The organism is Amycolatopsis sp. Hca4 (genome assembly GCF_013364075.1).
GTDB lineage: Bacteria > Actinomycetota > Actinomycetes > Mycobacteriales > Pseudonocardiaceae > Amycolatopsis.
Map to the genome: position 1 here is coordinate 8,951,461 of NZ_CP054925.1, position 19,525 is coordinate 8,970,985.

Below are 19,525 nucleotides of genomic sequence, written 5' to 3' on the forward strand. Positions count from 1 at the left end.
CGCGAGTTACGGCCCCAATCACGCGACATCCGGCTCAGGTCACGCGAGTTCGGGGTTCAGGGACTCCGATTCGGGGGCCTGGGCGGGGGTGCGGCGGGCGGCGCGGCGGGCCTTGCGGCGTTCCTTGCGGGTCTCGACCATCGTGTAGAGGGTCGGGACCAGGACCAGGGTCAGCAGGGTGGAGCTGACCAGGCCGCCGATCACCACGATCGCCAGCGGCTGGCCGATGAACCCGCCCTGGCCGGTGATGCCCAGTGCCATCGGGACCAGCGCGAAGATGGTCGCCGCCGCGGTCATCAGGATCGGGCGCAGCCGGCGCCGTCCGCCTTCGGTGACGGCGTCGGTGACGCTCATCCCCTCCGCGCGGTACTGGTTGATCAGGTCGATCAGCACGATCGCGTTGGTCACCACGATGCCGACCAGCATCAGCATCCCGATCAGCGCCGGCAGGCCGAGCGCGGTGCCGGTGGCCAGCAGCAGCCCGATCGCGCCGGTGGCCGCGAACGGGATCGACACGAGCAGGATCAGCGGCTGGATCAGGCTCCGGAACGTCGCCACCATGATCAGGAACACGATCGCGATGGCCGCCAGCAGCGCCAGGAACAGGTTCGAGAACGCCTCCTGCTGGTCCTGGCTGACCCCGCCGAGCGAGTAGGCCGCACCGCCGGTGAACGTCAGTCCGTCCAGTTCGGACTTGATGTCCGCGGTCGTCTTGCTCAGGTCGTCACCGGTGTTCTTCGCGGTCACCGTGGTGCTCAGGTCGCCACCGGTGCGCCGCACCGACGCCGGGCCGTCCACAGTGGACACCTTCGCGACCTCGTCCAGCCGGACGACGCCTGCCGGGCCCGGGATCGGCAGCCCGCGAACCTGGTCGACCGTCACCGGGGCCGTGCCGGCGCGCAGCACGATGTCCGTGCGCTGGCCGCCGACCGGCAGCTGTGTCACCGTGCGGCCGGCGATCGCCTGGTTGGCGATCTGCCCGATGGTGCTCGCCGACAGCCCGCGCGCGGCGGCCGCGGCGTCGTCCACCTCGACCTGCACCCGCGGCGAGCCGACGCTCAGGTCGCTCGACACCTCGGTCAGCCCGGACACCCCGCGCAGCGCCTGCACGACCTGGTCGGACGCCGGCTTCAGCGCGGCCTCCGACGGCGCGGTCACCGTGACCGAGACCTGGTCGGAGTTGAACCCGGACGCGTCCGCGCCGATCTTGATCTCGCCCAGCTCCGGCCGGGACGTCAGCTTCGACCGCAGCCGGTCCGACAGCGCGTTCAGGTCGGTGTCCTTGGCGATGGTGACGGAGATGCTCGTGTTGGTCCCGCCGCCGAAGCCGAACGTCCCGCCGCCGCCGATGCTGACCTGGTAGGTCTGCACCGCGGGCTCGGCCGCGAGAGCCTGCTCGACGGCCGTGGCCGCCTGCTCCTTCGCCTCGACGCTGGTGCCGGCGGGCAGCTTCTGCGTCATGTTCAGCGTGGTGCCGCCGGACTGGTCGAGGAAGTTCGTGTTCAGCCGCGTCGCGAGCCCGACCGTGCCGGCGAAGATCAGCAGGGCCAGCAGGACGACGGTCAGCCGCCGCTTGGTCGCGAACCGGATCACCGGCAGGTAGGCGCGCTGCAGGACGCTGCGACGCTCCTTCTCGACGGCCGCCTCGCGCGCCCGCTCGGCCTCGACGGCGTCCGCCGGGACCTCGGGCCGCTTCAGGAACCAGTACGCCAGCACCGGGACCACGGTCAGCGACACGAGCAGCGACGCCAGCAGCGCCACCGTCACGGTGATCGCGAACGGCGAGAACAGCTCGCCGACGAACCCGCCGACGAACGCGATCGGCAGGAACACCGCGACGGTCGTCAACGTGGACGAAGTGACCGCGCCGGCCACCTCGCGGACGCCGTCGAGCACCGCGCGGTCCTTCTCCTCGCCGTAGGCCAGGTGCCGTTTGATGTTCTCCAGCACCACGATCGAGTCGTCGACCACCCGGCCGATCGCGATGGTCAGCGCGCCGAGGGTGAGCAGGTTGAGCGAGAGGTCCCCGGTCCACAGCGCCAGCAGCGCGACGACCACCGACAGCGGGATCGACACCGCGGTCACCAGCGTCGAGCGCACCGACAGCAGGAACAGCAGGATGACGACGACGGCGAACGCCAGGCCCAGCAGGCCTTCGACGGTCAGGCCGTGGATCGCGTCCTTCACCGGCGTGCCCTGGTCGAACACGACGTTCATGTCGGCGCCGGCCTTCTTCGCCAGGTCCGGCAGCTTGTCCCGCACCGCCTGGGAGATCGCGACCGCGTTCCCGTTCTCCACCATGGTGATCGACAGGCCGAGGCTGGGCTTGCCGTTGGTGCGCGTGATCGACGTCGGCGGCGCGAACCCGGCCTGGACGTCGGCGACGTCACCCAGCTTCACCGGACCCCGCGCCGGCGCGCCGGCCCGCGCGGCCGGCGTCAGGTAGAGGTTGCGCAGACTGTCCACAGTGGTCTGTCCGCCGCCGACCTGCACCGACAGCGTCTTGCCGTCCTGGGTGAGCGTCCCGGCGGGCACCGCGGCCCCCGCCGTCTGCAGCGTGGTGGCGATCGAGGCCGGGTCGACACCCGCGGCCGCGAGCTTGGCGTAGTCGAGCGTGATCGTGACGCGCGGGGTCTGCACGCCGGTGACGGTCACCGTGCGGACGCCCTCGATCTTCCGCAGCTCCGGCGCGACCTGGTCGGTCAGCGCGGGCGCGAGCGACTGCGGGTCCCCGGTGGTGCCCGCGGCGACCAGCACCACCGGCAGGTCGTCGGTGCTGCCCGCGGACACGGCGGGCTCGCTGTTCTGCGGCAGCCGCGGCCGGACCTGGTTGACCACCTGCTGGATCTGCGAGACGGCGGCGTCGATGTCCGTGCCGAACTCGAACTGCGCGACGACCCGCGAGACGCCGTCCGACGACGTCGACGTGATCTGCTCGAGGCCCTTCAGTCCCTGGAGGCCGCCTTCGAGCGGCTCGGAGACCTGCCGGTCGACCGCGTCCGGCGACGCGCCGGGATACGCGGTGACGATCTGGGCCTGCGGGAACTGCAGGGACGGGAAGAGCTGCTGTTTGAGCTGCGGCAGCGCGAAGGCGCCGAATCCGACGACCACCAGCGCGAGCAGGCCGATCAGGCTCCGGTTGCGCAGGCTCAGTCTGGCCAGCACGGACATGACGTGGAAAACCCCCTCGGGAACGACGCGGCGACCGACGCCTGCGTCAGTGACGGGGGAACTGTCCCATGTCCGACCTGAGGAGCGACTCAGTCTGGGGGTGGATTCCGGGTCCCCCGCGGGGAGGACCCGCGACCCTGAGCTGCGCTGGGTGCCGGCTCCGGCGCGCTCGGTGACGGCGTGTCCTCCGGCGACGGGTCCTCTTCGGACGGCTCGGGCGCGGCGCCGTTGGCCGCGGCCTCGCCTTCGGCCGGGCGCCGCAGCGGCGTGGTCGAGCGCTCCCACAGCTTGCGGCCCTCTTCCGAGCGCAGCCGCTCGGAGGCGCGTTCCATCTCCAGCCGCCGCCACTTGCGCCGCTGCCGCCGGGTCGCCTTCGCCGGCCACAGCTCCTGGATCGCGCTGTTGAAGTAGGCGCCGCCGACCACGGCCAGCCCGATGAAGAACATCAGCAGCAGGAACGCGATCGGCGCGGCCAGCGCGCCGTAGGTGTAGCCGGTCTTGGTGATCCAGTTCAGGTAGACGCGCAGGCCGACCGAGGACAGCAGGAACACGACCATGGCGAGCACCGCGCCGGGCAGCCCGCGGTGCCACGGCAGCTTCCGCGGCAGCGCGAGCTTGTACAGCGTGGTCAGCGCGAGGGTGATCATCGCGCCCAGTGCCGGGAAGTAGAGCGCGCTCACCCACGACGTCACGGTCGGGCGCCAGGCCAGCGGGAAGAACTCCGGCAGCAGGTCGGGGCCGATCGCCAGCAGCGGCAGCCCGACCACCAGGATGACCAGGCCGCACAGGTAGAGCAGGAGCGCGAAGATCCGCTGCCAGACGTCGTTGCGGACGCCGTACTGGTCGTGCGCGACGGTGATCGCGTCCACGAACGACGACATCGCCGACGAACCGGCCCACAGCGAGATGAGGAAGCCGACCGAGACGATCTCGCCCTTGCCGACGGTGAGGATGCTGTTCACGGTCGGTTCGATGATGTCCTGGACGGCGTTGGTGCTGAAGACGGTCCGGCAGAAGCCGATGATCCGGTCGTGCACCGCGCCGACGACCCCCTGGCCGAACCACTCGCCGACGAAGCCGAGCGAGCCGAGCAGTCCCAGCAGCAGCGGGGGCAGCGACAGCGTCTGCCAGAAGGCCGCCTCCGCGGCCTCGGAGAAGATGTTGCCTTCCCACGCCTTGGCGAACGTGCGCGTGACGAGCCGCCACGGCCCCTTGCGGGCCACCTTCGTCGCTGCGGACGGCTGCACCTCACCCATGACGTGTCCAGCATGGTCCATCCGTGCTGATTTGGCTCGTCACACCCCCTGCGGCCGGGCGTGTCGGGCGACATCACCCGTGCCGGTGCCCGGAACCGCCGGACCCGGCCGGTAGACTCGGTCCAGTGCCCTCACCGCAGTCGCCGGCCGCGCAACGCAGCAGAAGCCGGTACCACAGTGAGGGTTTTCGCACGTCACAGCACTTGAGGCAGTTGAGCGAGGGGGAGGACCGGCGATGACGGAGACGCAGCTCGGGGCGCCTCCCGCGGAGAAGGACTCGACCGCGCGCCCGCTGCGGGCGTGGCAGCGGCGGGCGCTCACCAAGTACCTGACGCAGAAGCCGAAGGACTTCCTCGCGGTGGCGACACCCGGCGCCGGCAAGACGGTGTTCGGCCTCCGGATCGCCGCGGAGCTGCTGAGCGACCGCACGGTCGAGGCGATCACCATCGTCACCCCGACCGAGCACCTCAAGCACCAGTGGGCGGCCTCGGCCGCGGCGGCCGGCATCGCCATCGACTCGAACTTCCGCAACGGCACCGGCGTCACTTCGTCGGACTACAACGGCGTCGCGCTGACGTACGCGCAGGTCGCGGCGCACCCGACGCTGCACCGGGTGCGCACCGAGAACCGCAAGACGCTGGTGATCCTCGACGAGATCCACCACGGCGGCGACGCGAAGAGCTGGGGCGACGCGATCCGCGAGGCGTTCACCCCGGCGGTGCGGCGCCTGTCGCTGACCGGGACGCCGTTCCGCTCGGACGACTCGGCCATCCCGTTCGTGACGTACGAGCCGGACGCGGGCGGCTTCCAGCGCAGCAAGGCCGACCACGCGTACGGCTACGCGGACGCGCTGGCCGACGGCGTGGTCCGGCCGGTCGTCTTCCTGGCGTACTCGGGCGAGGCGTCCTGGCGCACGAGCGCGGGCGAGGAGTTCACCGCCCGGCTCGGCGAGCCGCTGACGGCGGAGCAGAACGCCCGGGCGTGGCGCACGGCACTCGACCCGGCGGGCGAGTGGATCCCGGCGGTGCTGCAGGCGGCGGACACCCGGTTGTCGCAGGTCCGCCAGAGCGTGCCGGACGCGGGCGGCCTGGTGATCGCGACCGACCAGGAGTCGGCGCGGGCGTACGCGAAGATCCTCGAACGCCTCTCGGGCGAGACCCCGACGCTGGTGCTCTCGGACGACCCGAAGGCCTCCGGCCGGATCAAGGAGTTCTCCGAGACGAACGAGCGCTGGATCGTGGCGGTCCGGATGGTCTCCGAAGGCGTCGACGTCCCGCGCCTGGCCGTGGGCGTGTACGCCACGAGCGCGTCGACCCCGCTGTTCTTCGCCCAGGCGATCGGCCGGTACGTGCGAGCGCGCAAGAAGGGCGAGACGGCGAGCGTGTTCCTGCCGTCGGTGCCGGTGCTGCTGGAGCTGGCCAGTGAGCTGGAGGCCCAGCGCGACCACGTGCTGGGCAAGCCGCACCGCGAGAAGGAGGGCTGGGAGGACGAGCTCCTGGCCCAGGCCAACCGCACCGAGGACGAGCCGGGCGAGGAGGAGAAGGCGTTCACGTCCCTGGGCGCCTCGGCCGAGCTCGACCAGGTCATCTACGACGGCAACTCGTTCGGCACGGCGGTGTTCTCGGGCTCGGACGAGGAGCAGGAGTACCTCGGCCTGCCGGGCCTGCTGGAGCCGGACCAGGTCCGCGCGCTGCTGCGGAAGCGGCAGGAGGAGCAGATCGCGGACGAGAAGCGCCGCAAGCCGGCCAAGGAGGAGGCCCCGCCGCCTGCGGCCCGGCCGCAGTCGGTGAGCGAGCGGCTCGGCGCGTTGCGGAAAGAGCTGAACGCGCTGGTCGGGATGTACCACCACCGCACGAAGAAGCCGCACGGCGCGATCCACAACGAGCTGCGGCGGGTCTGCGGCGGCCCGGTGACGGCGATGGCGACCGTCGAACAGCTCGAGGAGCGGATCGTCACCCTGCGCTCCTGGTAGGGGCCTGCGGGCCGCAGCGGGCCCGCGCTGTCGCCCGGGAGGCTGAAGTTCCGGTGATCACGGTCCGTCTCCGCGGCGGCCGGATCACCGCACCGGCGGGCTTGTGACGCTGCGTACCACCTTGTCACCGCCGGGCTGCCCGTTCGTCCCCGGCTTTCGGGCCGATCGGGCCGTTCCGGCCCCGAAGTCCGCAAGTCGGCGCCCGATCCCGGGGCCAAGTCGTGGATTCACCACGGGGTAGCGCTCGGTGCACACGACCGGAGCAGTGTCACGGTCCGATGAAACATCGATGTAACTTACCGTGAGTGCTGGCGATCACATCGTCAGCGGATCTACTCTTTCCGGGCGAGGTTCAGCCCGTGTTGCCGAACCGTGTCCAATTGGTGTCATTTAATCGATCCAGCTATCTTCCCCGCAGCCGCTCAGCGGCATATGTTGTCGCCCACAACATATGCGCGACGGTGCGCCGGGCCTCCCGGATCGCCGCCTCGCTGGCCCGAAGCACACGCTGACGGCCGCTCGTCACCAATGCTTGGATCCGGAAGGAACGAGGATGCGCAGCAGAACCCTTACCCTCCTCGCCGCCACGGTGAGCGCCGGCCTGGTGCTCACCGCCTGCGGTACCAACAGTTCGAACAGCGGGGGCACGGGGAGCAACTCCGCTTCCTCCTCCGCCCCGGCCGCCGGCGGCGGCGCGGGCGGCAAGGTCGGCGTCATCCTGCCGGAGACCGCCAGCTCGGCCCGCTGGGAAGCCTTCGACAAGCCGATGCTCCAGGCCGCCCTCGCGGCGCAGGGCTTCGAGGCCGACGTCCAGAACGCCCAGGGTGACGCCCAGAAGTTCGCGTCGCTGGCCGACGGCTTCATCAGCTCCGGCGTCAAGGCCCTGATCATCGCCCCGGCCGACCCGGCCGTCGGTGCCGCCGTCGAGGCCAAGGCCAAGACCGCGGGCATCCCGGTCATCGACTACGACCGGCCGAGCCTCGGCGGGTCCGCCGAGTACTACGTCTCGTTCGACAACGAGAAGGTCGGCCAGCTGCAGGGCCAGGCCATGGCCGACGCGCTCAAGGACAAGCCGGGTGCCGGTGTCGTCCAGATCGAGGGCGCCCCGACCGACAACAACGCCACGCTGTTCACCAAGGGCCAGGACTCCGTCCTCGAGCCGCTGTTCTCGGCGGGCACCCTGAAGCGGATCCAGAAGCAGCCGATCAACGACTGGGACAACCAGCTCGGCGGCACGACGTTCGAGCAGATCTTCACCAACAACGGTGGCAAGGTCGACGGCGTCGTCGCGGCGAACGACGGCCTGGCCGGCGCGATCATCACCGTTCTCAAGAAGAACGGCCTGAACGGCAAGGTCCCGGTCACCGGCCAGGACGCCACCGCCGACGGCTTGAAGGCCGTCATGCGCGGCGACCAGTACATGACCGTCTTCAAGCCGATCAAGGAAGAGGCCGAGGCGACCGCGAAGCTGGCTGCCGCGCTGGCCAAGGGTGACAAGGCCGCCGCCGACGCCATCGCGACGGGCAAGCTGCACGACCCGAAGAACAACCGCGACATCAAGTCCGTGCTGCTGACCCCGACGACGATCCTGGCGAAGGACGTCAAGACCGTCGTGACCCAGGGCTATGTGAAGGCGACCGAGATCTGCGGTGGCGACCTCGCCGCCAAGTGCAGCTCGCTCGGCATCTCCTGAGCCCCCGCACCACCCCATGAACAGCCGGGCCGGGACGCGCACCCCGACGGCGCGTCCCGGCCCGGTCCCCACCAGGAGAAAGCCCATCCATGAGTGAGCCCATTCTCGAGATCAAGGGCCTGAACAAGAGCTTCGGGCCGGTCCACGTCCTCCACGACGTGGACTTCGACGTGCGTGCGGGCGAAGTGACCGCGCTGGTCGGCGACAACGGTGCCGGCAAGTCGACGCTCGTCAAGTGCATCGCCGGCATCCACCCGTACGACTCGGGGGCCGTGCGGTTCAACGGGCAGGACGCCCACATCCGCGGCCCGAAGGACGCGGCCGAGCTCGGCATCGAGGTCGTCTACCAGGACCTCGCGCTCGCCGACAACCTCGACATCGTCCAGAACATGTTCCTCGGCCGCGAGCGCGGCAGTTCCTGGAAGCTCGACGAAGCCAGCATGGAGAAGGCCGCCCGCGAAACGCTGGCCTCCCTGTCGGTCCGGACCGTCAAGTCGGTCCGCACGCCGGTCTCCTCGCTGTCCGGTGGCCAGCGGCAGACCGTCGCCATCGCGAAGTCGGTGCTGTGGAACAGCAAGGTCGTCGTGCTCGACGAGCCGACCGCCGCCCTCGGTGTCGCGCAGACCCGGCAGGTGCTGGACCTGGTCCGCCGGCTGGCCGAGCAGGGCCTGGGGGTCGTGCTCATCAGCCACAACATGGCCGACGTGTTCGAGGTCGCCGACCGCATCGCCGTGCTCTACCTCGGCCGGCTCGTCGCCGAGGTGCACACGAAGGACGTCACCCACGGCCAGGTCGTGGAACTGATCACCGCCGGTCGCTCCGGTGACCTCGGCCTGGCCCGGCCCGAAGCCGTGGTCCTGTGAGCGGGAAGAAAGAACCGGAAATGACTGAAACCCCTGCCAAGCACGAGGTCGGCACCCCCGCCGACGCGCTCGCGCAGACCCAGGCCCCCACCGGGGCGATCTCCGACTTCGGCATCGACACGACATCGATGTCAACGGGCGAAGCCGTCCGCGACTACTTCGCCCGCCTGCGAGCCGGCGAGCTCGGCGCGCTGCCGTCGCTGTTCGGCCTGCTCGTGCTGGTCATCCTGTTCAGCGCGCTGTCGGACAACTTCTTCACGCTGGCCAACATCGCCAACGTGTTCCCGCAGGGCGCCGGCGTCATCATCATCGCGATGGGCATCGTCTTCGTCCTGCTGCTCGGCGAGATCGACCTCGCCGCCGGTGTGGCCTCCGGTGTCGCCGCGTCCGTGATGGCCCTGCACTACGTGAACGCGGGGAACCTGCTGGGCTCCCTGGGCACCGGCGTGTTCGTCACGTTCATCGGGGTGCTGGCCGTGGCCCTGCTGCTGTCGGCCTACCAGCGGATCTGGGCCGGCTCCGCGCTCTCACTGGTCGGCCTGCTCATCGTCGCGATCGGCGTCCCGGCCAACCCGTGGGTGGAGATCCTGCTGGCCATCTGCGTCGGCACCGCCATCGGCTGCATCACCGGCTTCCTCGTGTCGAAGATCGGCATGCCGTCCTTCGTCGTGACGCTGGCGCTGTTCATCGTGTGGCAGGGCGTCCTGCTGCAGTTCATCGGTGAGGGCGGCACGATCGGCATCAGCAACTCGGACGTCCTGTACAAGATCGCCAACGGCAACCTGAACATCCTCGGCAGCTGGATCTTCTTCCTCGTCGCGGCCGGCGGGTTCGCCGTGATCGCGCTGACCAGCCACTTCAAGCGGCTCAAGCGCGGCCTGGTCGTCCAGCCGACCGCGCTGGTGATGATCAAGGTCGGCGCGCTCGTCGTGCTGTCGGCGCTGGGCACCTGGCTGCTGACGATCAACCGCTCGCCGAACAAGGCGGTCGTCACGATCGAGGGCGTCCCGTACGTCATCCCGATCATGCTCGTGCTGCTGGTGGCCGGGACCTACGTGCTCAACCGGACCAAGTACGGCCGGTACGTCTACGCGGTCGGCGGCAACAAGGAAGCCGCCCGCCGGGCCGGTATCGACGTGCCGAAGATCCGGGCGAGCGTGTTCGTCATCGGCTCGGCGATCGCGGCCATCGGCGGCATCGTCGCCGCGTCGAAGGTCGGCTCGGTCAGCCCGCAGTCCGGTGGCCTGAACACGCTGCTGTTCGCGGTCGGTTCGGCCGTCATCGGCGGCACGTCGCTCTTCGGCGGCAAGGGCCGGGTGTCCGACGCGGTGGTCGGCGGTCTCGTGATCGCCGTCGTCATCAACGGCCTCGGCCTGCTCAAGCAGCCGGCCGCGGTGGTCAACATCATCACCGGTCTGGTCCTGCTCCTCGCCGCCACGGTCGACGCGCTGTCCCGGCGCCGCGCGGCTGCGTCGACGCGCTGAACCAGCATGGGATGATAAAGCCCGTGACCAGCACGCCCGTTGCTCGACCGGACGAGGTGCGCCGGCACAACCGCACGACCCTGCTCCGCCTGCTGCACGTCGGCGGGCCGAGCACCCGGGCGACCCTGGCCGCGGAGCTGGGGCTCAACCGGAGCACGATCAAGACCCTCGTCGACGGGCTCGCCGAAGCCGGTGTCGTCGAGGAGAAGGTGCCGAGGCCGGGACGAGGGGCGGGCCGCCCCTCGCTCCTGGTCCTGCCCCAGCCGCACGCGGCGGTCGTGCTCGCGGTCGACCTGCAGGTCGAGCACGTCGCGATCGCCCTGGTCGGGCTCGGCGGGCAGATCCTGGGCCGCAACAGCTGGAACCTGCGCGGCCGGATGGGGCAGCCCGCCGAGGTCATCACCCACGTCATCGAGTCGACGGCCATCCTGGCCGGCGACCTCGGCGTGACCCCGGTGGCGGCCGGGGTGTCGGTGCCCGGCGTGGTCCGGCGGGCCGACGGGCACGTGCACGAGGCCCCGAACCTGCGCTGGACCGACGTCGCCCTCGGCGACCGGCTCGGCGGGGTGCTGCAGATCCCGATCCTGGTCGGCAACGACGCCGAGTTCGGCGCGGTCGCCGAGCACCTGCGCGGGGCGGCCCGCGGGGCGTCCGACGTGGTGTACATCTCGGCGGACGTGGGCGTCGGCGGCGGGGTGATCGCGGAGGGCTCGGCCCTGCGCGGCGGCTCGGGGTACGTCGGCGAGATCGGCCACATGGTCATCCGGCCGGACGGGCGGCCCTGCTACTGCGGCAGCAGCGGCTGCTGGGAGACCGAGGTCGGCGAGGCGGCGCTGTGCCGGGCCCTCGGGCTGGCCGAGGACACCCCGCGCGGCGCGATCCTGTTCGAGCTGCGCGAGCTGGGCCGCGATCCGGAGGCGGCGATGTCGCGGCTCGCGGAGTTCGCGGAGTGGCTGACGCTGGGGCTGATCAACGTCGTCAACCTGCTGGGCCCGCAGCTGGTGATCCTCGGCGACCTGCTGACGGTGCTGCCGGAGGCGGTGCTGCGGCACGTCGGCAACGAAGTCCGCCGGCGCAGCCTGGTGAGCCGGGCGGTCGGGGGCACACGGATCGTCAGCTCGGCACTGGGAGCGGATGGGAAGCTGGTGGGCGCCGCCGAAGTGGCGTTCGAAGTGGTCCTGGATTCTGTCTGATTTTCTGTCCGGTTTCGTGTCCGAAATCACCGTGGTCGGTAGCTGAACCGTGATATCGCACACGCACTCTGCAAGATGCAGAAAGGCGGCCGGCGCCTGTGCGCACCGGCCGCCTTTTGCGTCTGAGTTACCGCTGGATGTCGGCGGACAGTTCCTTGAGCTTGGCCTCGTGCTCGCGGGCGTGGTGCCCGCAGAAGAGCAGTTCGCCACCCGTGCTGAGGATGGCGCGTACCTGAGCTGCTGCTCCGCACCGGTCACAGCGGTCGGCGGCGGTCAGTTCGGGGCGGGTGAGCGTCGGCGATGTCATGGGGGTCTCCCTCCGTCCCGGCACCGGTCGCCCGGTGCCATCGATCCAGCTACGCCCACTTGGCACTGATGCCGGTGGCGGCGATCGCCTCCGGCTCCGCGTGTTCGTGCTTCCACTGTTCCAGACGTTTCGCGGCTCGCAAGTGTTCCCGCGCCGGTGGGACCTGAGTCACGTCGATTTACCCCGGATGCCGTAGTCAAGTCCCGCATTTCAGGAGACGTTTACCCGGAGAGTGACGTTTTCCGTGGTCAGGCACCATGGGGTCGTGAGTACGGCGACTTCCTCCCGACGGCTTTCGCGGGTGCCCGCCCCGCTCTTGTTCGTTCTCAGCGGAATTTCCATGTACGCCGGAGCGGCGGTGGCGGTCGACCTTTTCGGCCACGCCACCCCGGCGGGCGTGGCCTGGCTCCGCTGCCTGGGCGCGGCGGTGGTCCTGCTGGCCTGGCGCCGCCCACCCCGCCCGGCATGGCGTGGCCGCCGCCTGCTGCTGGCGATCGTGTTCGGCGTGGTGACGGCCGGGATGAACGTGCTGTTCTACGAGGCGATCGCCCGGTTGCCGCTGGGCACGGCGGTGGCGGTGGAGTTCGCGGGCCCGGTGGTGGTGGCGGCCCTCGGGTCCCGCACGCTGCGAGACGTGTTCGCCCTGGTCCTGGTGGCGGCGGGGGTGGTGGCGATCGCGGACGTCCGGCTCGGGGGCAGCTTCTGGGGCGTGGTGTTCGCCCTGGGGGCGGCGCTGGCCTGGGCGGGGTACATCCTCCTGGGCAAGAGGGTGGCGGTGGGCGGCGACGGCATCGACAGCCTGGCGATCGGCTTCTTCGCGGGGACCGTGGTGCTGTTCCCGCTGGCGCTCGGGACGGGGCCGGTGTGGTCTTCGCCACGGTTGCTGCTGCTGGGGGTCGGGGTGGGGGTGCTGTCGACGGTGGTGCCGTACGCGCTGGACCAGGTGGTGCTGCGCCGGGTGGGACAGGCGCGGTTCGCCACGCTGCTGGCGTTGCTGCCGGTGACGGCGGGGGTGATGGGATTCTTGCTGCTGGGGCAGGTGCCGTCGCTGCCGGAGGCGATCGGGACGCTGGCCGTGGTGGCCGGGGTGGGGTTGCGGAGCCGGGATGGGGCGGCGGAGCCGCCTGGGTGAGGTTCGTTCGGTGTTCTTCGCTTGGGGGAGCCTCGGGCTTCCACAAGCTGCGCGGGGTGTGGACAACCGGTCTTTGGCTGCCGGTTTGGGGCGGGTTTCGTCGGTGGTCGCCGATACGCTGGAACGGGGCGGATCCCCCAGGGAGGGCGGGTCCTGCGGGCGGCGGCTTCCGCAGGGCGGCGGTAGACAGGCACCCGGCTCCCCACCCGCAGCAGATCGCGATGGCCCCACCGCCCCCAGCCCGCGATACTTACCCCGGGCAGCAGAAAGCAGGGTGGCCATGACCAAAGCGGCATCGGCGGCAGCCAAGGACTTCGCCGCCGCCGGGGTGGGTGGGGTTCACCTGGCCTGGGCGGACAACAACGGCATCCCGCGCTCCCGCATCGTCCCCGTCGCCGGGCTGGCCGAGGCCGCCACGAAGGGCGTCGGGGCCACCTCGCTCTTCGCCGTCTTCGACACCCACGACGCCATCACCTACGCCCACGACCCCCTGTCCACCCCCTCCGGGGACATCCGGCTCGTCCCCGTCGTCGAGCGGCTTCGGCGGCTCGCCGGACAGCCCTCGCTCGCCTGGGCGCCCGTCCGGCAGCTCACCCGCGACGGTGACCCCTGGCCCTACTGCCAACGCACCGTCCTCGAAGCCCAGGTCGCGGAAGCCGCCCGGAGAGGGCTCGAGTTCCGGGCCGGCTACGAACTCGAGTTCGCCGTCGCCCCGGTCGGCAGTGCCGGTGTCGTCGCCAACCCCGGCCACCCCGGGCCCGCCTACAGCCCGCACGCCCTCCTGCCGCTCGACGGCTTCGTCGGGGCCCTCCTGCACGACTTCGCGGCCAACGGCCTGCGAATCGGCCAGCTCCACGCCGAGTACGGCGTCGCCCAGCTCGAACTCTCCCTCGCCGCCACCGATCCGGTGTCCGCCGCCGATGATCAGCTCCTGGCCCGGCAGACCATCCACGCCGCCGCGCGGGTGCACGGTCTCGCCGTCAGCTTCGCCCCGGTGATCAGCCTCGACGCGGCCGGCAACGGCTGGCACCTGCACACCTCCGTGCACCGCCAGGGCCGGAACCTCCTCGAAACCGGCGAAACCGGGCAGCCCGGAGGCGACGGCGCCGGCTACCTCGCCGGCCTGCTGCGCGACCTGCCCGCCCTGACCGCGATCACCGCCCCGAGCGTCCCCTCGACGCTGCGGCTGCGGCCCGGCTACTTCGCGGGCGCGTACGCCTTCTGGGGCGTCGAGAACCGCGAGGCGCCGCTGCGGTACGTACCCGGCTCGGCCCTGCTGGGCGCCGGCCACGCGAACGTCGAGCTCAAGACCTCCGACGCCTCGGCCAACCCGTACCTCGCGCTGGCCGCGGTGCTCGCCGCCGGGATGGCCGGCATCGAGGACGCTCCCGCGCTGCCCGCGCCGATCGGTGCGGACCCGGGCGGCTGGACGGACGCCGAACGCGAGGCGCGCGGGGTGCGCCCGCTGCCGGCGAACCCGGCCGAACAGGACGCCGCGCTCGTGGCGTCGCCGCGGATCGGGCGCGTGCTCGGGGACGAACTGCTGGGCGCCTTCCGCGCCGTGCGGGCCTCCGACGCCGCCTGGGCGGCCGACCGCACCGCCGACGAGATCGTCGCCGCGCACCTTTGGCGCTATTGAGAACCCTATGCTGGTCGAGACGGCCGGCGGCGGAACAAGGTCTGAGGGGACCGATGACTTCGGGGATCGACGGCGGACAGCTCGACCTGTCCGGGGTGCGGTGGCTGCCGGGCGGGGCCCGGCTGGCCGCGGTCGCCCAGGCGGAACTGCCCCAGAAGGACGGCCTGGCCGCGGCGTTCTGCGGGCTCGCCGCGCTGCGGGCGGCCGGGCTCGACGTGCCCGACCAGGACACGGTCGCGGCGGCCGCAGGCACGGTCCTGGGGCCCGCCGTGCACCCGCCGGGCGAGCCGGGACGCCGCGATTTCCGCCTGTCGCTGCCGGTCGTGGCCGATCCGGCGGCCGCGGGCACCCGGGTGTCCGGGCTCGCGGCGGCCGTCGAGTCGCTGTCGCGGGGTGCGCTCGCCGCGGTGCCGGTGACCGGGGAGTGGACCTCCGCGGCGCTGTTCGACCTGCTCGTCGGGCTGTGGGACGTCCCGCGGGTCGCCGTGGTCGCCCGGGTCGACGGCGCCGAGCTGGGCGCGCACGACACCCCGGAACGCGCGCTGCTCGACTACCTCGACACCGGCGTCCCCCCACTGTGGACGTCCCGCTGGCGGCCGCCCGGCGGGCACTTCGTGCTCCTGGCGGGCATCCGCATCGGCGCCGAGGGCACCCTGCTGTCCGTTGTGGACACTTACCCGTCGCTCGGCGACGACGGCCGCCACGACCAGCCGGTCGAATGGGTGACGGCGGCGCTGCGGGGCCTCGGCGTGCTGGTGGTGGTCGACGCCGGTCAGGCCGCCGTGGTGCGGGCGGCGGCCGGCGCCGCCGGGCTCACTCCGTCCTTTTGGGACTGACCGCGAACCGGGAGTGGCGGCGGCCGTAGGCGAAGTAGATCACCAGGCCGATCACCAGCCACGCGGCGAACCGGATCCACGTCAGCACGTTCAGGTTCAGCATCAGGTACAGGCACGCCAGCGCGGCGACGACCGGGACCACCGGGGAGAACGGCACCCGGAACGGCCGGTCGAGGTCGGGACGGCGGCGGCGCAGCACCGGGACCGCCACCGCCACGATGATCATCGCCGACAGCGCGCCGATGCTCACCATGTCGGCCAGCTCGGAAATCGGGATGAACGCGGCCAGCACGGCGATCAGGGCGGCGCCGCCGATGGTCATCCGGTGCGGGGTGCCCCACTTCGGGTGCGCGGTGCCGAGCGCCTTGGGCAGCAGGCCGTCGCGGCCCATCGCGAAGCCGATCCGGCCGATCGTGACCAGCTCGACCATCATCACCGACGTCAGCCCGGTGACCGCGCCGAGGGAGATCAGCGCGCCCACCCAGTGCTGGCCGACCCGGTCGAACGCGTCCGCCAGCGGCGCGCCGGTGTCGATGTCGGTGAACGGGATCATGCCGGTCAGCACGATCGAGACGCCGATGTAGAGCAGCGCGCACACGCCCAGCGCGCCGAGGATGCCGACGCGCAGGTCCTTGCGCGGGTTCAGCGTCTCCTCGCCGAGGTTCGCGAGCGCTTCGAAGCCGGTGTAGGCGAAGAAGACCACCGCGGCCGCGGTGATCATGCCCGCGATGCCGTAGACCGACTGCTCCAGGCCGAGCGCGGCCTGGACGATCGGCTGCTCGAGCACCGTCGTCCCCGCCGCCGGGGCCTGCGCCGGCGGGATGAACGGCGTCAGGTTCGCGCCCTTGACGAAGAACAGGCCGACCGCGAGCACCAGCACGCAGACCGCGACCTTCACGCACACCAGCAGGTTGGTCAGCCAGGCCGACTCCTTGATCCCCAGCACGGCGACCACGGTCAGCACGGCGATGATCAGCACCGCGCCGATGTTGACCTTCGCGTCTTCGCCGAACCACGCCGGCGACAGCCCGAGCAGGTTGGCCAGGTAGCCCGACCAGCCGCGCGAAACCACCGCCGCGCCGAGCGCGAACTCCAGCAGCAGGTCCCAGCCGATGATCCACGCGAACACCTCGCCGAGGGTGGCGAAGGCGTAGGTGTAAGCGCTTCCCGCCGTCGGGACGCTGGAGGCGAGCTCGGCGTAGCACAGCGCCGCGAGCCCGGCGACGACCGCGCCGAGCACGAACGACAGGGTCACGGCCGGCCCGGCGTGGGTCTTCGCCTCGACCCCCGCCAGGGTGAAGATGCCGGTGCCGATGATGATCCCGACGCCGAACCCGACCAGGTCACGGCCGCGCAGCCGCCGTTTGAGTTCCCCGGACTCCTGGCGGTCCAGGACCTCGTCCACGTTCAACGTTCTCCGCTCACCCATGAGGAGAAAGTTAGAAGGTCACGGGTCCTTCCGCAGATCGGCCGGGCTCAGGCCGGTCTCCTGGGCGAGGATCGCGGCCTGCACCCGCGAGCGCAGGCCGAGCTTGGCCAGCACGCGCGAGACGTGCGTCTTCACCGTCGCGTCGCCGATGTACAGGCGGGCGCCGATCTGGGCGTTGGACAGCCCCTCGCCCAGGCAGCCGAGCACCTCGCGCTCGCGGTCGGTCAGGTCGGCGAGACCGCGCGGCAGGGGTGCCGGGGCCGCCGCCGCGGCGAACGCGGTGATGAGCCGGCGCGTGACCTGCGGAGCGAGCACGCCGTCGCCGGCCGCGACGAGCTTCACGGCTTCGACCAGCCGGGGCGCTTCGACCGATTTGAGCAGGAATCCGGCGGCCCCGGCCCGCAACGCGCCGTGCACGTACTCGTCGAGGTCGAACGTGGTCAGCACGAGCACCTGCGTGAGCCCCGCGGCCACCAGTTCCCGGGTGGCGGCGATGCCGTCGGTGCCCGGCATCCGGACGTCCATCAGGGTGACGTCCGGTCGCAGCGCCCGCGCCTGCCGGACGGCGGTGGCGCCGTCGGCGGCCTCGCCGGCGACCTCGATGCCCTCGGCGTTGCCGAGGATGGTGGTGAGGCCGAACCGGACGGCGCTGTGGTCGTCGGCGACCAGCACGCGGATGGTCATCGGGCGAGGGGGAGTTCGGCGCGGACGAGCCAGCCGTCGCCGGCCGGGCCCGCGGTGAGCTCGCCGCCCACCGCGCCGGCGCGTTCGCGCATGTTCAGCAGGCCCGTCCCGTCGCCGGCCGCGGGGAGCGGGCGGCGGACGTCGTTGCGGACCTCCACCGCCAGCACGTCGCCGAGGCGGTGGACGGCGACGTCCACCCGCCCGCCCGGAGCGTGCTTCACGGCGTTGGTCAGCGCCTCCTGCGCGATCCGGTACGCCGTCAGGTCGACCGCCGCCGGCAGCGGCCGCCGGGAATCCACAGTGGACTCGACGTGCACCTCCAGGCCGCTGGCCCTCGCCGACTCCACCAGCTTGGCCAGGTCCGCCAGCCGGGCGGGCGCGGTCGTCTCCGCGGCCGCGCCCTCGGCCTTGAGCAGCCCGATCATCGCGCGCATCTCCTCCAGGGCGCTGACACTGTTCTCCCGCACCGACTCCAGCACCGCCCTCGCCAGCTTCGGGTCCGGCAGCGACAGCGCCGCCTCCGACTGGATCGCGATGGCCGAGAGGTGCCCGGCGATCACGTCGTGCAGGTCACGGGCCATCCGCCCGCGCTCGGCGGCCACCGCCGCCCGCCGGTCCAGTTCCGCGATCTTCGCCAGCTGACCGGCGTTGGCCCGCTCGGTCTCGGCGACGTCACGCTGCTGGCGCACGTTGGCCGCCCACCACACCGGCGTGATGACGAACGGCAGGACGCCGACTGCCGCCGGCACCGCCGTCCGCCACTCCCGCGCGAGGACGAGCACCGCGGCGAGCACGCCCACCACCGAGAACGCGGCGAGGCCGATCATCACCCGGCTGGTGCGGCGGGAGCCGTACAGCGTCGCCGCGTACAGGAAGTCGGTGTAGACGATCAGCACCGGCAGCGACGGCCCGAGCGCGATGTCCGCCGCGAGCACCGCCGTGGCGAGGAGCAGCGCGAGGGGCGCCCGGCGGCGGAGCAGCTCGAGCCCGCACAGCGCGGTCAGCTCCAGCAGCCGCACCCCCAGCGGGGCGTGGTCGTACGCCGTCACGAGCCGGTGGACGCCGGTCGCGTAGACGAGGAACCCGATCAGCCAGGTGGCCAGCGCGATCAGGCCGTCCTGCTGCCACACCGGGAGCGAGCGCAGGCGGGGGAGGGGCACCCGGTCATCCCAGCACACCGCGCGCCGGGCCCGCGTCCGACGAAGTGATGACGCCCGGTCCCCCCGATCGCCGACGCGGCCGGGCGCACCGGCGCGGGAGCGTGGCGGGGTGGCAGAGATCGGGAAGTTCTTCGCGGAGAACCCGATGGCGGCCGTCATCGCGGCGGGCGAGCTCGGGTTCTGGGTGGTCATCGCGGCCGGGCTGGCGGTGCGGTACGTGCTGCGCGCGCGGCGCGCGTCGGCGGTGCTGCTGGCCATGGTGCCGCTGATCGACGTCGTGGTGCTGGTGGCGACCGCGCTCGACCTGTCCGCCGGTGGCAAGCCCGGGTTCACGCACGGCCTCGCGGCGGTCTACCTCGGCTTCAGCGTGGTGTTCGGGCCGGGCCTCGTCCGGTGGGCGGACGGCTGGTTCGCGCACCGGTTCGCCCGCGCGCCCCGGCCGTCGAAGCCGCGGGGGAAGGAGAAGCTGCGCCACGAGTGGCGCGAGTGGGGCAAGTGCCTGCTGGCCTGCGGGCTCGCCGCGGTGGCCCTGCTGGCGGTGATCTTCGCGATCGGCGAGCCGGAGCGGGTCGCGCCGCTGTGGGGGTGGTTCCCGCGGCTGGGCACGGTGACGGTGATCTGGCTGTTCGCCGGCCCGGTGTGGGAGGAGCTGGCCGGCACGAAGGAGCGGGGAGGACGCCGCAGCGCGGGGTGATGTCGGCCGCGC

The 19,525-nt window shown here is 71.9% G+C and carries 15 protein-coding genes; 9 read left to right on the forward strand and 6 right to left on the reverse strand.

Annotated elements, in window-relative coordinates; all coding sequences use genetic code 11:
* Window positions 1-39: 39 nt before the first annotated feature.
* Complete coding sequence (locus tag HUT10_RS40820) at window positions 40-3,171, reverse strand: efflux RND transporter permease subunit (protein WP_176176078.1); 3,132 nt, start codon at window positions 3,169-3,171, stop codon at window positions 40-42.
* Between the two features lie 89 nt (window positions 3,172-3,260).
* Window positions 3,261-4,427 (reverse strand): YihY/virulence factor BrkB family protein, encoded by a 1,167-nt coding sequence (locus HUT10_RS40825; protein WP_176176079.1) that lies wholly within the window; start codon window positions 4,425-4,427, stop codon window positions 3,261-3,263.
* A 235-nt stretch (window positions 4,428-4,662) separates the two neighbouring features.
* Between HUT10_RS40825 and HUT10_RS40830 the strand changes: the two genes are divergently transcribed.
* The 5 genes from HUT10_RS40830 to HUT10_RS40850 all read left to right on the forward strand — a co-directional run bounded on the left by HUT10_RS40830 (window position 4,663) and on the right by HUT10_RS40850 (window position 11,632).
* Window positions 4,663-6,399, forward strand: coding sequence for a DEAD/DEAH box helicase (locus HUT10_RS40830; RefSeq protein WP_176176080.1), 1,737 nt, complete (start codon window positions 4,663-4,665; stop codon window positions 6,397-6,399).
* Between the two features lie 553 nt (window positions 6,400-6,952).
* Complete coding sequence (locus tag HUT10_RS40835) at window positions 6,953-8,092, forward strand: sugar ABC transporter substrate-binding protein (RefSeq protein WP_176176081.1); 1,140 nt, start codon at window positions 6,953-6,955, stop codon at window positions 8,090-8,092.
* Between the two features lie 89 nt (window positions 8,093-8,181).
* Window positions 8,182-8,955, forward strand: coding sequence for an ATP-binding cassette domain-containing protein (locus HUT10_RS40840; protein ID WP_004561026.1), 774 nt, complete (start codon window positions 8,182-8,184; stop codon window positions 8,953-8,955).
* A 20-nt stretch (window positions 8,956-8,975) separates the two neighbouring features.
* Window positions 8,976-10,439, forward strand: a complete 1,464-nt coding sequence (locus HUT10_RS40845; RefSeq protein WP_176176082.1) for a sugar ABC transporter permease — start codon at window positions 8,976-8,978, stop codon at window positions 10,437-10,439.
* Between the two features lie 11 nt (window positions 10,440-10,450).
* The gene (locus tag HUT10_RS40850; RefSeq protein WP_176176083.1) at window positions 10,451-11,632 is read left to right on the forward strand and encodes an ROK family transcriptional regulator; all 1,182 of its coding nucleotides are present in this window, start codon (window positions 10,451-10,453) and stop codon (window positions 11,630-11,632) included.
* Window positions 11,633-11,759: 127 nt separating this feature from the next.
* On the opposite strand, the gene HUT10_RS40855 is transcribed toward HUT10_RS40850, so the two are convergent.
* Window positions 11,760-11,939 carry a hypothetical protein gene (locus HUT10_RS40855; RefSeq protein WP_004561029.1) on the reverse strand — a complete coding sequence of 60 codons (180 nt, stop codon included), beginning with the start codon at window positions 11,937-11,939 and terminating at the stop codon, window positions 11,760-11,762.
* 301 nt (window positions 11,940-12,240) lie between these two features.
* On the opposite strand from HUT10_RS40855, the gene HUT10_RS40860 reads away from it, so the two are divergent.
* From HUT10_RS40860 to HUT10_RS40870, 3 genes are all read left to right on the forward strand, one after another.
* Entirely contained in the window at window positions 12,241-13,071 is an 831-nt protein-coding gene (locus HUT10_RS40860; protein WP_368660833.1) for a DMT family transporter, read from the forward strand.
* A 280-nt stretch (window positions 13,072-13,351) separates the two neighbouring features.
* Window positions 13,352-14,710, forward strand: coding sequence for a glutamine synthetase (locus tag HUT10_RS40865; protein WP_176176085.1), 1,359 nt, complete (start codon window positions 13,352-13,354; stop codon window positions 14,708-14,710).
* Between the two features lie 53 nt (window positions 14,711-14,763).
* Window positions 14,764-15,546: a hypothetical protein gene (locus tag HUT10_RS40870; protein ID WP_176176086.1), complete on the forward strand. Its 783-nt coding sequence runs from the start codon at window positions 14,764-14,766 to the stop codon at window positions 15,544-15,546.
* Here the strand turns inward: HUT10_RS40870 and HUT10_RS40875 are convergent.
* From HUT10_RS40875 to HUT10_RS40885, 3 genes are read right to left on the reverse strand one after another with little or no spacing between them, the layout of a single operon-like run.
* Window positions 15,524-16,975, reverse strand: coding sequence for an amino acid permease (locus HUT10_RS40875; protein WP_176176087.1), 1,452 nt, complete (start codon window positions 16,973-16,975; stop codon window positions 15,524-15,526). The genes HUT10_RS40870 and HUT10_RS40875 overlap by 23 nt on opposite strands.
* 18 nt (window positions 16,976-16,993) lie before the next feature.
* On the reverse strand, window positions 16,994-17,659 hold the full coding sequence (locus tag HUT10_RS40880) for a response regulator transcription factor (protein WP_176176088.1): 666 nt from the start codon (window positions 17,657-17,659) through the stop codon (window positions 16,994-16,996).
* Window positions 17,656-18,819, reverse strand: a complete 1,164-nt coding sequence (locus tag HUT10_RS40885) for a sensor histidine kinase (protein ID WP_176176089.1) — start codon at window positions 18,817-18,819, stop codon at window positions 17,656-17,658. Before HUT10_RS40885 ends, HUT10_RS40880 begins: the two co-directional genes overlap by 4 nt.
* Window positions 18,820-18,928: 109 nt before the next feature.
* Between HUT10_RS40885 and HUT10_RS40890 the strand changes: the two genes are divergently transcribed.
* A complete protein-coding gene (locus HUT10_RS40890) occupies window positions 18,929-19,513 on the forward strand; it encodes a hypothetical protein (protein WP_176176090.1) in 585 nt (194 codons plus the stop codon).
* Window positions 19,514-19,525 lie beyond the last annotated feature (12 nt).